Annotated in this window: 14 protein-coding genes; 7 read left to right on the forward strand and 7 right to left on the reverse strand. The window is 71.1% G+C overall.

The genetic code is table 11. The features are described from left to right. Nucleotides 1-87 precede the first annotated feature (87 nt). On the forward strand, nt 88-1,650 hold the full coding sequence (locus tag ABZ193_RS09795; RefSeq protein ID WP_354709554.1) for an AMP-binding protein: 1,563 nt from the start codon (nt 88-90) through the stop codon (nt 1,648-1,650). Here ABZ193_RS09795 and ABZ193_RS09800 read toward each other — a convergent pair. The 3 genes from ABZ193_RS09800 to ABZ193_RS09810 all read right to left on the reverse strand — a co-directional run bounded on the left by ABZ193_RS09800 (nt 1,637) and on the right by ABZ193_RS09810 (nt 4,527). Continuing rightward, nucleotides 1,637-2,848 (reverse strand): MFS transporter, encoded by a 1,212-nt coding sequence (locus tag ABZ193_RS09800; RefSeq protein WP_020416416.1) that lies wholly within the window; start codon nt 2,846-2,848, stop codon nt 1,637-1,639. The two genes, ABZ193_RS09795 and ABZ193_RS09800, sit on opposite strands and share 14 nt — an antisense overlap. Before the next feature lie 389 nt (nt 2,849-3,237). Beyond that, nucleotides 3,238-3,588 (reverse strand): metallopeptidase family protein, encoded by a 351-nt coding sequence (locus ABZ193_RS09805; RefSeq protein WP_020416417.1) that lies wholly within the window; start codon nt 3,586-3,588, stop codon nt 3,238-3,240. Nucleotides 3,589-3,594: 6 nt separating this feature from the next. After that, entirely contained in the window at nt 3,595-4,527 is a 933-nt protein-coding gene (locus ABZ193_RS09810; RefSeq protein WP_354709556.1) for a septum formation family protein, read from the reverse strand. 125 nt (nt 4,528-4,652) lie between these two features. Here ABZ193_RS09810 and ABZ193_RS09815 point away from each other — a divergent pair, with 125 nt between their 5' ends. The 4 genes from ABZ193_RS09815 to ABZ193_RS09830 are packed head-to-tail and all read left to right on the forward strand — an operon-like array spanning nt 4,653 to nt 7,800. Continuing rightward, nucleotides 4,653-5,207: a hypothetical protein gene (locus ABZ193_RS09815; protein WP_020416419.1), complete on the forward strand. Its 555-nt coding sequence runs from the start codon at nt 4,653-4,655 to the stop codon at nt 5,205-5,207. A gap of 1 nt (nt 5,208) precedes the next feature. Then, nucleotides 5,209-6,375 carry a glutathionylspermidine synthase family protein gene (locus tag ABZ193_RS09820; protein ID WP_020416420.1) on the forward strand — a complete coding sequence of 389 codons (1,167 nt, stop codon included), beginning with the start codon at nt 5,209-5,211 and terminating at the stop codon, nt 6,373-6,375. 43 nt (nt 6,376-6,418) lie between these two features. Next, nucleotides 6,419-6,871 (forward strand): DUF350 domain-containing protein, encoded by a 453-nt coding sequence (locus ABZ193_RS09825; RefSeq protein WP_020416421.1) that lies wholly within the window; start codon nt 6,419-6,421, stop codon nt 6,869-6,871. 23 nt (nt 6,872-6,894) lie between these two features. After that, a complete protein-coding gene (locus ABZ193_RS09830; RefSeq protein ID WP_020416422.1) occupies nt 6,895-7,800 on the forward strand; it encodes a haloalkane dehalogenase in 906 nt (301 codons plus the stop codon). 45 nt (nt 7,801-7,845) lie between these two features. Here the strand turns inward: ABZ193_RS09830 and ABZ193_RS09835 are convergent, their stop codons facing one another. Then, a complete protein-coding gene (locus ABZ193_RS09835; protein WP_020416423.1) occupies nt 7,846-8,595 on the reverse strand; it encodes a PRC and DUF2382 domain-containing protein in 750 nt (249 codons plus the stop codon). Nucleotides 8,596-8,996: 401 nt separating this feature from the next. Between ABZ193_RS09835 and ABZ193_RS09840 the strand changes: the two genes are divergently transcribed. Beyond that, on the forward strand, nt 8,997-9,512 hold the full coding sequence (locus ABZ193_RS09840; protein ID WP_354709559.1) for a hypothetical protein: 516 nt from the start codon (nt 8,997-8,999) through the stop codon (nt 9,510-9,512). On the opposite strand, the gene serS is transcribed toward ABZ193_RS09840, so the two are convergent. Then, on the reverse strand, nt 9,509-10,798 hold the full coding sequence (serS, locus tag ABZ193_RS09845) for a serine--tRNA ligase (RefSeq protein WP_354709560.1): 1,290 nt from the start codon (nt 10,796-10,798) through the stop codon (nt 9,509-9,511). The two genes, ABZ193_RS09840 and serS, sit on opposite strands and share 4 nt — an antisense overlap. Nucleotides 10,799-10,865: 67 nt before the next feature. Next, nucleotides 10,866-11,621 carry an Asp/Glu/hydantoin racemase gene (locus tag ABZ193_RS09850; RefSeq protein WP_237337510.1) on the reverse strand — a complete coding sequence of 252 codons (756 nt, stop codon included), beginning with the start codon at nt 11,619-11,621 and terminating at the stop codon, nt 10,866-10,868. Nucleotides 11,622-11,729: 108 nt separating this feature from the next. Between ABZ193_RS09850 and ABZ193_RS09855 the strand changes: the two genes are divergently transcribed. After that, nucleotides 11,730-12,254 (forward strand): DUF3558 family protein, encoded by a 525-nt coding sequence (locus ABZ193_RS09855; protein WP_354709562.1) that lies wholly within the window; start codon nt 11,730-11,732, stop codon nt 12,252-12,254. On the opposite strand, the gene ABZ193_RS09860 is transcribed toward ABZ193_RS09855, so the two are convergent. Then, nucleotides 12,251-12,679, reverse strand: a complete 429-nt coding sequence (locus tag ABZ193_RS09860) for a permease-like cell division protein FtsX (RefSeq protein ID WP_354709563.1) — start codon at nt 12,677-12,679, stop codon at nt 12,251-12,253. The two genes, ABZ193_RS09855 and ABZ193_RS09860, sit on opposite strands and share 4 nt — an antisense overlap. Nucleotides 12,680-12,807 lie beyond the last annotated feature (128 nt).

Genomic DNA, 12,807 nt, shown 5'->3' on the forward strand with positions numbered 1-12,807 from the left:
CAGCACCGACCGGACGCCCGCACCAGACGCTGATCGGCCCCCATCCGGGGGTGGCACGCGCGGGCCCCGGCGACGACCATCGGCTCCATGACATCGACGTCCCCCTACGACCGGCCGGACGCCTGCGTCGCCCGGCTGCTGTGCGACGACCACCCGGACGGCGACGTGGCCTTCACCGTCGTCGAACCGGACCTGACCAGCCGCGACCTCACCTTCGGCGAGCTGCGGGACGCCTCCGCGCGCTTCGCCACCGCGCTGGCGGAACTGGGGGTCGGGCGCGGTGACCGGGTCGCGACGCTGATGGCCAAGTCGGCCGAGTTCGTCGTCGCCGTGCTGGGGATCTGGCGGCTCGGCGCGGTGCAGGTGCCGCTGTTCACCGCCTTCGCACCGCCCGCGATCGAGACCCGGGTCGGCGGCGTCCAGGTGGTCATCGCCGACCCGTCGCAGCGCGCCAAGCTCGACGAGGTCCCCGGCGAGCGGCGGGTGATCGTCACCGGCGAGGCGAGCGGGGACGACCTCGCGTTCGCCGACCTGCTGCGCGCGGAACCCCAGCCGGAGCCGGTCGCCGTCGGCGGCGACGGGACGATCGTGGAGCTGTTCACGTCCGGTACGACCGGTGCGCCGAAGGGCGTGCCGATCCCGGCGCGGGCGATCGCCGCGTTCCGGATGTACCAGGAGTTCGGCCTGGACCACCGGCCGGACGACGTGTTCTGGAACGCCGCCGACCCGGGCTGGGCCTACGGCCTGTACTACGCCGTGATCGGCCCGCTCGCGCTCGGGCAGCGCAGCCTGCTGCTGCACGCCGGGTTCTCCCCGGAGCTGACCTACTCGGTGCTGGAGCGGTTCGGCGTCACCAACTTCACCGCGGGCCCGACGGTCTACCGCGCGCTGCGCAACGCCGACGTCCCGGTGCCGGACGGGTTGCGGCTGCGGCACTGCTCGTCGGCGGGCGAGCCGCTGAACCCGGACGTCATCGAGTGGGCGGAGAAGGCGTTCGGCGTGCCGATCCTGGACCACTACGGCCAGACCGAGCTGGGCATGGTGATCGCGAACGGCTGGCACCCGGACATCCGCGGCGAGCTGCGGCCGGGCTCGATGGGACGCGCGCTGCCCGGATGGCGGGCCGAGGTGCTGCGCCCCGACGCCGACGAGGTCGCGCCGCCGGGCGAGCAGGGCCGGGTGGCCGTCGATCTGGAGCACAGCCCGCTGATGTGGTTCACCGGGTACCGCGACGCGCCGGATCGCACCGCGGAGCGGTTCTCCGCCGACGGCCGCTGGTACCTGACCGGGGATGTGGCCACGAAGTCCGCGGACGGCTACTTCACGTTCGCCTCGCGGGACGACGACGTCATCCTGATGGCCGGGTACCGCATCGGGCCGTTCGAGGTGGAAAGCGTGCTGCTGCAGCACGACGCCGTCGCGGAGGCGGCCGTGGTCGGCCTGCCGGACGAGCTGCGCGGCGAGGTGGTGGCCGCGTTCGTCGTGCTCCGCCAGGGCGCCGAACCGGGTGAGGAGCTGGTGACGGAGCTGCAGCAGCTGGTGAAGACGAAGTACGCGGCGCACGCCTACCCGCGCCAGGTGCACTTCGTGCCCGAGCTGCCGAAGACCCCGAGCGGCAAGCTGCAGCGGTTCCTGCTCAGGAAGAGCTGACCGGCTCGCGATCCATCGAGAACCGCCACAGCAGCAGCACGGCGAGCGCGGCCAGCGCGATCTGGGCGCCCCCGGACACCGCGAAGGTGGCGCTCGCGCTGCCGAGCACCTGCGTCAGCGCGCCGCCGGCCAGCGCGCCGAGCGGGATCGCGCCCCACACGACCGTCCGCCACACCCCGAGCACGCGGCCGAGAAGCTCGCTCGGCACCAGGGTGTGGCGGGCGGTCGCCAGCACCACGTTCACCGCCACGACGGCCGCCGCGAACAGCCCGAACAGGGCGGCGGACGCGATCGGCTGGTGCACCAGGCCCATCGCGCCGAACCCGACGCCACCGGCGAAGATCCCGGCCACCAGCACCGGCCGCCGCCCCGCGCGCCGCACCAGCCGCGGCGCGACCGCGGCGCCGGCCAGCCCGCCGATGCCGCCGACGAACGTGAACAGCCCGAACGCGGCCTCGCTCAGCCCGAGGTCCTCCAGCGCGTACAGCACCAGCTGGGCCTGGGCCATCTCGCTGGCGAAGCTGATCAGCCCGGCGATGACCACCAGACGGCACAGCAGCGGGTGGTGGACCAGCCACTTCAGCCCGTCGACCAGGTCGGTGCGCAACCGGGTCGGCTCGGCCCGGGTCTTCGGCCGGAAACTGCCCGCCAGCCCGACGAGCAACGCGGCCGCGATCGCGAACCCGGCCGAGTTCAGCAGGAACGGGAACGCGGCGAACACCGCGAACGTGAGACTGCCGATCGGCCCGCCGAGGAAGGTCTGGCCGAGGATCTCGGCGCCCTGGAACTTGCTGTTCGCGCTCTCCAGCTGATCCGGCCTGGCCAGCGCCGGGATCATCGCGTTGCCCGCGCTCTCCGCCACCGTCTCGGCCGCACCCAGCAGCAGCGCGGCGACGTAGACGAGCCAGATCGACAACGTGCCGGTGTACACGAGCAGCGCGGTCAGCCCGACGACCACCGCCCGCGTCGCGTTCGCCAGCAGGACGGCCCGCTTGCGGTCCACCCGGTCCGCCAGGGTCCCGGCGAACACGCCGAGCAGCAGCCACGGCAGGAACTGGGTCGCGGACAGCGCGCCGATCTGCACCGGGTCACGCGTCAGGGTCGCGGCCAGCAGCGGAAAGGCGACCTTGCCGATCCCGTCGGCGAGGTTGCCCACCGCATTGGCCGCCAGCAGCCAGCTCAGCCGCCGGTCCGGCATACGTCCTTCATGATCACCCTCGGTGGCGTCCCGATTCCCCAGTGCTTCCGATGCTGCCATGACGAGCGTTGGAAAGGCGAGTTGATGAACCCGAATCGGGGGTCGGCGAAAGACAAAAGATGCCTCGCCGGCGGGCAAGCTCTGGGGAGGAAGGGGCCGGGTCGCCGGGGTGGTTCGTTTGTTGTGCCCGTTGCTTTGGGTGCGGGTGGGCCTGGGCTCGCGTCCGCCCCGTGGCCAGGCAACAGGGAAGCACCAAAGACAGGCCCTGTCCAGGGTGAAGTGGACGCTGCGCGCCCTGGACAGGGCCTGTTTTCGGCGCTCGGGTGGCAGCCAGGCGACGGGGAGAACGCGAGCGGGGCCCACCCTGGTGGGTCACCTCTAAAGAAGGGTTAGCCCCAGCCGAGTTCGTGCAGGCGGCTGTCGTCGATGCCGAAGTGGTGTGCGATTTCGTGCACCACCGTGATCAGCACCTCTTCCACCACCTGCTCCTCCGAATCGCACATGGCGAGGATCGGGGTGCGGTAGATCGAGATCCGGTCGGGCAGCACGCCGCCGTAGTCGCTCGTTCGTTCGGTCAGCGCGACGCCGTGGTAGAGGCCGAGGATGTCCGGCGCCTCGTCGTTGTGGTCCTCCACCAGCACGACCACGTTGTCCATCGCGCCGGCCAGTTCCTCCGGCACCTCGTCCAGCGCGTCGGCCACCAGTTCCTCGAACCGGGCCTTCGACATCTCCACGGGCACGGGCCACTACCTGCCCGGGCTCGTGGGCGGAGCCGGCGTCCCGGCCTTGCGGATGCTGCCCGTCACCGGCGCGAGGCCGCTGTTGTCCGCCAGCTTCGCGCCGACCTTGCAGTTCACCAGCGTCGAACCGGCGTCCCAGCTCTCCTGCTCCCGGATGTCCCACGTCAGGATCAGCTTCTGCGCCGCCAGGTCGACCTCGCCCGCGTAGTCCTGGACCGCCCGGTTGCACTCGGTGTCCAGCCAGATCTTCTGGTCGTTCTGCGACGGGTAGCCGTCCGGGAACTTCGTCTTCAGGTCCAGCGTGGCGACGATCTCGTAGGAGTGCGGCTGCGCGCAGTCGATCGGGTTGCCGACCGTCTTGTCGACCAGCGCCAGGCACGTGCCCGGCTCCCACACCGCCGACTGCGACTGGCCCGCCGCGTTGCCGATGATCGGCTCCAGCTTGCCGCCGGGCGCGGCCCACTGCAGCACGCACCGCATCTCGCGGTCGCCGTCGGCCCACTCGTCGTTTCCGGGGCGCAGCGCGCTCACCGTGAACCGGCCGAACGGGTCGAGCTGCTCGTTCAGGTACGTCTCCACACCGGCCGTGCAGCGTTCCAGCGCGATGTCCCGCCACTGGTCGACCGTCGGCGCGGGCGCGTTCGGCGGGTACCTGTCGCCGATGTTGACCACGCCGGTGACCTCGTACAGGTGCGGCTGGGCGCACGGCACGATGTGGATGTCCGACACGTCCGGCATGGTCCACGTGACGCAACTGCCGGGCGGAGCGGTGAACGCGGCCTTCGCCTCGGGGGACTCCTCGACCTCGCCGCCGCCGCTGACGGCGCCTCCCCACGAGAACGCGACGCTCAGCGACAACGCCAGGATGGCGCCCAAAAACACACCCGCCATCACCAGGCGGGTACGCAGCGTGGTCTTTTCCACTCCATCTCCGAGCATCGCGTCCCATAATGCCTGCGTCAGCGGGACGGGACACCCCTCGGGTGGTTAGGGTGAGCGCGATGACAGACGACGGTGCGCCGGGCGGCCAGCAGCCCCCGGAAGAACAGCCCCCGCGTGGCTCGATGCGGTTCCAGGACCCGTCGACGGCCAAACGACGGGAGCCCACGCTGGCCGAGCAGCGCGCTCGGCGGCAGGCGCTGGAGGACCAGGCCCGCCAGGAGGCCGCCGAGGAGCAAGCACGCGCCCAGGCGGAGCAGAAAGCCGCCACCCGGCGGAAGGTGCTGATCGGCAGCGGCGTGACCGTCGGCCTGGTCGCCGTCGTGGCGAGCTGGTACATCGCGGCCACCGGTGACGAGGTCAGCGCGGTCTGCACGGACAGCACCGGCACGGTGCGGCCCGACGAGTTCTGCGACGACAACTACGCCACCAGCCACGGCGGGTACTACAACTCGGCCACCGGCTTCTGGTTCATCCCGATCGGCGGCGGCCGCTACGAGCAGTACCGCTACAACTACGGCGGCACCGGCACGGTCGGTCAGCCGGTGCGCGGCGGCACCTACACCGCGCCGTCCGGCAACACCACGGTCAAGACCCAGTCCGGCAAGACGGTGCAGCGCGGCGGCTTCGGCATCAGCGGCAAGTCCAGCGGCGGCGACGGGAAGAGCGGGGGATCCTAGGGTGCGGAGGGGGACCGCCCAGCCGCGGCGGGACTGGCAGCGCATCGTCGAAGAGCAGGGCCTCGTGTTCGGCACGCCCGCCCGCTACGGCTCCGGCCAGGAGCGGCCGTACTGGGACGAGTCGGTGCACTACGTCCTGGAGATGGACGAGGTGCTCAGCCTCGAAGCCGACGTCGAGCTGCTGCATTCGATGTGCCTGGAGGCCGTCGACAACGTCGTGCTGACCGAGCGCTACCGCGAGTTCGGCATCCCGGAGTGGGTGTGGCCGCACATCGCGGAGTCGTGGAAGCGCCGCGACCCGCACGTCTACGGCCGCTTCGACCTGCGCTACGACGGCAACGGCCCGGCGAAGCTGCTGGAGTACAACGCCGACACGCCGACGTCGCTGCTGGAGGCGTCGGTGCTGCAGTGGCACTGGAAGACCGACGTCTTCCCGGACGACGACCAGTGGAACTCGGTGCACGAGCGGCTCGTCGAGCGCTGGCAGGAGATCCGCGGCCAGCTGCCCACCAACGAGCTGTACTTCACCTGGTCCAGCGCCGACCCGACGGGCGAGGACCACATCACCACTTCCTACCTGCAGGAGACCGCGGCCGAGGCCGGCCTGGACACCGTGGGCCTGGCGATCGAGGAGATTGGCTGGGACCCGGTGCTGAAGCGGTTCGTCGACCTCGAAGAGGCGCCGATGAACACCGTGGTCAAGCTGTACCCGTGGGAGTGGGTGGTCGAGGAGGAGTTCGGCCGCTTCGCCGCCGAATCACTGCCGCGCACCCTGTGGATCGAGCCGCTGTGGAAGATGCTGCTCTCCAACAAGACGCTGCTGGCGATCCTGTGGGAGAACTACCCGGGCCACCCGAACCTGCTGCCCGCGTTCGTCGACCAGCCGGGCATCCTCACCGAGTACGTGCGCAAGCCGAAACTGGGCCGCGAGGGCGCGAACGTGCAGATCGTGGCGCCCGGCTACGAGACCGAGACCGGCGGCGTCTACGGCGCCGAGGGGTACGTCTACCAGGCGTTCGACCCGCTGCCCGAGTTCGACGGGTTCCGCCCGGCGCTGGGCGCGTGGATCGTCGGCGACACGTCCGCGGGCCTCGGCATCCGGGAGACCGCGGGCCTGGTCACCGACGACGGCGCCGCGTTCGTCCCACACCGGATCCCGCAATCGTGATAAACCACCCGCGATCACTCACACCACCAAACTGGGAGAATCCGTGACCCACACCCTCGCGCTGGCCGAGACGTTCGGTTCCGACCTCGTGCGCGGGATCGGTGCGATCCTGCTGTACGGCGTCATCGGGCTGCTGCTGATGCTGGTCGGGTTCTACGCGATCGACTGGACCACCCCCGGCAAGCTGTCCGACCTGGTGCGCCGCGGCCTGCCGAACGCGGTGATCGTCACGGCGTCCGGGATGCTGTCGATGGCGTTCATCGTGGTCGTCGCGATCTTCAACTCGGCCAGCGACCTCACCGAAGGCCTGATCACCTCGCTGGTCTACGGCCTGCTCGGGATCATCGTGCAGGTCCTGGCGGTGCGGCTGCTGGAGTGGTCGACCCGCATCGACGTCAAGGGGACCATGCAGAGCGAGGTGTTCGCGCCGGCCAGCATCGTGGTCGCGGCCGCGCACCTGGCGCTGGGTCTGGTCGTCGCGGTCTCGATCAGCTGACCGGTAGCCCCTAGGGTGGGTGTGTGCGCCTGCTGAGGACTCCCGAAGACCGGTTCACCGACCTCCCCGACTTCGACTACCCGCCGCTCTACTGCGACCTGGAGAGCGAGCACGACGGCATCGTCCGGATCTCCTACGTGGAGGCAGGCCCGTTCGACGGTCCCGTCGTGTTGCTCCTGCACGGCGAGCCCAGTTGGTCCTTCCTCTACCGCAAGGTGCTGCCGGTGCTGGCCGACGCCGGGATCAGAGCGATCGCGCCCGACCTGATCGGCTTCGGCCGCTCCGACAAGCCCGTCGACGTCGCCGACCACACCTACGCGCGGCACGTCGAGTGGATCCGCTCGTTCGCGTTCGACGCGCTCGACCTGCGTGACGTCACGCTGGTCGGGCAGGACTGGGGCGGCCTGATCGGGCTGCGCGTCGTCGCCGAGAACCCGGACCGGTTCGCCCGCGTGGTGGCGGCCAACACCGTCCTGCCGACCGGCGACCAGCCCATGCCGCCCGAGTGGCTCGCCTTCCGCAACGCCGTGCAGAAGGCGCCAGTGCTCGACATCGGACGGTTCGTGCAGTCCGGCTGCCGCACCAAGCTCACCGACGAAGAGCGCGCCGCCTACGACGCGCCGTTCCCCAACGAGATGTACAAGGCCGGTCCACGCGCCATGCCCGGGCTGGTGCCGACCACTCCGGACGACCCGGCGAGCGAGGCGAACCGCCGCGCCTGGTCGGTGCTGTCCGAACTGGACACCCCGTTCCTCTGCGCCTTCGGCGACAGCGACCCGATCACCGGCCCGGCGGCCCCCGTCCTGCAGCGCGCCATGAAGGGCGCGGCAGGCCAGGACCACCGGACGCTGGCGAACGCGGGCCACTTCCTGCAGGAGGACCAAGGCGAGGAGCTGGGCCGGATCATCGCCCGGTTCGTCACCGGCTGACAGCCGCGGACGCCACGGTGGCGGCACCACCGTGGCGTCCCCGCGTCAGCGGTTGCGGCGCTGCTTGGTGTCGTCCTCCATCTCGACGCGCTCCTTGCGCACCTGGCCGGACACGGTCTGCTCGTCGCGCACGGTTTCCTTGGCCAGCCGCACCTTTTCGACCGGCACGGTCTCCTTCTCGACCTTCGGGCGCTCCTCGTGCAGGGTGATTTCCTGCTCCTCGTCGGAGATCCGGGCGCCGGTGCGGTCGCCGTCGGTGATCGGCTCGCGCTCCAGCCGCACCTCCTCGTGCGTCACCGGCACCTTGACCTGCTGCTCCTCGGTGACGGTGTACTTGCGCAGCTTCACCCGGCCGGTCTCGACGCGCTCGGTGCCGACGTTCAGCCGTTCCTCCGAGCGGGTCATCGACTCGCCCGCGGCGCCCCGCTTGCTGGGCTGCGGCGTGGTGCGGCCGCCGCCCCGGTTCTCCTGGCTGGCCCGCGGCGCCGGCATGTCGTAGAACCGGTACAGCTCGGCGGATTCCTGTTCGGACAGGTGCCGGTCGCCGTCGGTCTGCGGCGCCTCGGACACCTTCTCCTTGGTCACCTGCACGTGCAGGCCATCGCGGTCCATCGTGGCGCCCTTGAGCGGCACGAAGCTTTCCTTGTGCCCGAACATCCCGGTGCGGACCGTGACCCACTCCGGCTGCTGCGTGTCGTCGGCGACGTAGACCGTGCCGACCTTCCCGATCTTGCGGCCGTGGGTGTCCACCACCGCGTTCTCCATGAGCTCCTCGGGACGCATGGTGCCAGTCATTGCTCACTCCTTCCCCGTTTCCGTTCCGCCATGGGTGTAGACGGATCGGTGGGGGTGCGAAACTGACACCATCAGGGATCACTCACGTGGGCGTCACCCGCGCATCGGTTGCCGCTGCTTCGATCGCGTCGAGCAAAGCATCCAGAGTGGACAGCTGACGCGGTTCGAGCCGACCGAAGACGCGGGACAGGATTTCAGTGCCGGCCCGCCCCGCGCCACGTGCTCGTCCACCGCCCGCCGCACCTGGTTGGAGACGGTCAGGTAGCGCAGCCCGATCTTCCCGGCTTCCGGCATGTGCACCTCTCGGAAAGTAGTGAGGTACCTCAGCGTGAAGGTGGACGAGCTCCGCCACGCGGCCGGGCAGCCGGTCGACGCGTTCCTGGCCGGACGGCTTCGCCGAGATGACCGCGGTCAACTACCTCGCACCGTGGCTGCTGACGAACCTCCTGCGGGAACGGATCACCGGGCGGGTCGTCACGGTCGCCTCCGAGGCGGCCCGGCACGCGCCCAGCGTCGACGCGGCGCGCGACCTCGCGTTCACCGGCGAATACACCCGCCGCGAGTCGTCCGTCCACTACGGCCGGACGAAGCTCATGGCGATCGTGTTCAGCCAGGGACTGGCCCGCCGCCTCGCGGGCCCCGGCGGCTCCGCCGTGTGCTGCGACCCCGGCTTCGACACCACCGGCCTCGGCCGGGAACTGCCGTTCGCCGGGCTGCTCGAAAAGACCCTGCGCGGCTTGCGGATCGGCGATCCGCGTCGCGGAGCCGGGATCATCACCCGGCTCGCGACCGACGACACCCTCGCCTCCGGCGGCTACTACTCCGTCCGGGACGCCCAGCCGCTCGATTGCCCCAAATCGGGCCGCGGCGCGGAGATCCAGCGCCGCCCCTGGGACGAGACGGCGAGGCTGCTCTAGGCCGTGCTGCCGTCGGGGTTGATGACCGCGAAACCGGTGTAGGGCACCAGCGCCTCGGGGATCCGGATCGAGCCGTCGGCCTGCTGGTTGTTCTCCAGCACCGCCACCAGCGTCCGCCCGATCGGCAGGCCGGACGCGTTCAGCGTGGCGATCTGCGCCCGCTTGCCGTCCTTGCCCTTGCCGCGGATGTTCGCCCGCCGCGTCTGGAACGTGCCGGTGTCCGACGCGCTCGAGATCTCCCGGTAGGTGCCCTGGCTGGGCAGCCACACCTCGACGTCGAAGGTGATCTGCGCGGAGAACCCGGTGTCCCCGGCCGCGAGCTTGATGACCCGGTACGGCAGCCCGAGCTTGCGCAGCGGCGCCTCGGCGTGCGACAGGATCTCGTCCAGCGCCTCGCGCGAGCGCTCCTCCTCGACGAACTGCACCAGCTCGACCTTGGAGAACTCGTGCTGCCGGATCAGGCCGCGGGTGTCCTTGCCGTACGAGCCGGCCTCCGAGCGGAAGCAGGGCGTGTGCGCGGTGTAGCGCAGCGGCAGGTCCTCCAGCTGCAGGATCTCGCCCGCGTGCAGGTTGACCAGCGGCACCTCGGCGGTCGGGATGAGGAACAGCTCCCGGTCCGCCACCCCGGTGCGGAACAGGTCCTCCTCGAACTTCGGCAGCTGGCCGGTGCCGGTCATGGTCTGCCTGGTGACCAGCGCGGGCAGGCTGAACTCGGTGTAGCCGTGCTCGCCGGTGTGCACGTCGAGGAAGAACTGGGCCAGCGCGCGCTGCAGGCGCGACCCGGCGCCCTTGAACACCGCGAACCGCGGGCCGGACAGCTTCGTCGCGCGGCTGAGGTCGAGGATCCCGGCGCGCTCGCCCAGGTCGACGTGGTCGAGCGGCTCGAAGTCGAACTCCGGCGGCGTGCCGACGCGGCGCACCTCCTCGGCGAACTCCTCGGTGGCGCCGTCCGGGATCTCGTCGAGCGGGATGTTCGGGATGCCGAGCAGGAACTCGTGCAGCTCCGCCTCGACCTCCCGCTGCTCCTCCTCGAGCCGGGTGATCCGGTTCTTCAGCTCGCGGGCCCGCTCGCGCAGCTCGGTGACGTCCTCACCGCGCTTGGCGGCGGCGCCGACCTCGGCCGCGGCCTTTTTCGACTCGGCCCGCGCCTGGTCGCCCTCGCTGATGACGGAGGACCGCCTGCTCACCAGCTTGCTCAGGTGGTCGGTGTCGAGCACGTACCCGCGACGGCGCAGCTTGGCGGCCGCGTCCACCTCGGGGTCGAGCAGCTGGCGGGGGTCGTGCATCAGTACTCCTGGTGCGAGCCGGTACGGATGCGCTCCAGCGTAACGAGCCCGACCAGCGGGTTTCGCGCTACCCGGTCGGCAGCCCGATCTCCCGCCGCGACGGAGCGCCCAGGTCCCAGTCGAGTGGCACGCCGGCGGCGCGCAGGGCCGACCACATGGTCACCTGGTTGGCCGTGAGCACCGGGATGCCCAGCCGCCGCCGCAGGGGCTCGATCACGTCGTAGGTGGGGACGTTCGTGCAGCTCACGAACAACGCGTCGGCGCCGGTGGTGTCCAGCTCGGCGACCGCGGCCAGCACGTGCGCGTAGGTCATCTTCCAGATTTCGCCGAGCATGCCGAGCCCGACGCTCGCGGTCGTGGTGATGCCGTACTCGGCGAGGAACGACACCAGCCGGTCGGTGACCGCGTCCACGTACGGCGTCACGACCGCGACCCGGCGCACGCCCAGCGACTCCAGCGCGCCGACCATCGCGCCGGAGGTGGTGACCGCGCGTGGCGCGCCGGCGTCGAGCATCGCCGCGACCAGGGCGGCCTCACCCGCGGCGCCGCCGATGAAGCTGCCGGACGTGCACGAGTAGGCGACCACCTCGGGTTCGGGGACGAGCAGGTCGCGGGTGGCGCGGCGGACGCCGTGCGGGTCGGCCAGCGCCTCGGCGAGCTGCACGGTGACCGGCTCGGGCAGGTAGGGCAGGCGCGTGGTGTGCAGGCACGCGTGGTCGGGCACCCAGCGCCACAGCTCCCGGTCGAGGGCGAAGTCGAACGGCGCGACCACACCGATCCCGGTCTGGACCGGCAGGGTGATCTCGAACGGATCAGCTGTCATGGCGGCGTCTCCCTCTCCCGGCAGCGCCCGCCAGGCTAGGTTCGGCGTGGGACAACCGATCACGCCGCGAGTTACCGAGCGGTTAAACCTGGTCCGGGGAGGCATTCAGTGAGGTGGCGGATCGCCGCGGTGGTGGCAGCGGCCGGCCTGGTCAGCGCGTGCACGACCACGGTCAGCGGGACACCGCAGCCGGCGCCCGGGCGGATCACGGTCGCGCCGGCCGACTCGACCGACCCGTGCACGCTGCTCACCACCGACGAGGCCGCCGAGCTGGGGCTCGGCCCTGGCACGCCGAAGGCGGCCCAGCCCTCCTACCGGGTGCCGCCGGGCTGCGAGTGGCGTTCACTCGACCCGGACGCCAGCCTCGACGACTCGCTGCAGGCCTACTACGGCACCGACCAGACGATGGAGGAGTACTTCGCCGCGCAGCCGCTCGGGGAAAAGGAGATCGGCGGCATCACGTGGCAGCACTACAGCTCCATCATGGGCGACTGGCTGTGCAACCTGGCCGTCAAGCTCGGCGAGATGGAGTTCGTGGTGCTCAGCGGGCAGAACCTGCTGGACCCGAGCAAGTCGTGCGTGGTGGCCGAACGCGCGGCGCCGATCGTGGCCGCGCACCTGCCCCAGCGCTAGGGCGAGCAGGGGCCCAGCGTCCGGACCTCCGCGCCGGGGAACAGCTGCACCAGGTCCGGGGCCACCTGCTCGGGCGTGGTGTCCGGCCGGGTCATCAGGACCACGGCCGCGGGCAGTGCCTCCGGCCGGGACTTGCTCAGCAGGTCCGGGTCGTCGGCGAAGATCCGCTTGAACTCCGCCCAGGCCTCCAGCCGGGTCTGGGTGCGGACGCTGGCGAACCGGGCGTCGCCGCGCAGCCGGTCCGCGGCGGCGGACATCACCGGGTCCGGGTCGGTGCCGTTGAAGTAGACGGTGATCTGGTGTTCGCACTGGTCCCGTGCCTCCGCGGCCTGCCGGTCCGCGGGCGATTCGCCCGCCCACAGGAGCGCGCCGCCCCCGAGGCCGGCGCCGACGGCGAGCACGAGCGAGAGGACGAACACCCACACCGGGATGCTCCTGGTCCGGGGCGGGCCGGCCGCGGCGGCGGGGGGGGGGGGGGCCGGGTGGTAGGGGGCCGGGCGGTTCGGTAGTACACAACGCTTTATTTACTCACCAAAACACTGTCTCAGGTGTG

Origin of the sequence: Amycolatopsis sp. NPDC006125 (assembly GCF_040614195.1) — a bacterium.
Lineage (GTDB): Bacteria > Actinomycetota > Actinomycetes > Mycobacteriales > Pseudonocardiaceae > Amycolatopsis_E > Amycolatopsis_E tucumanensis.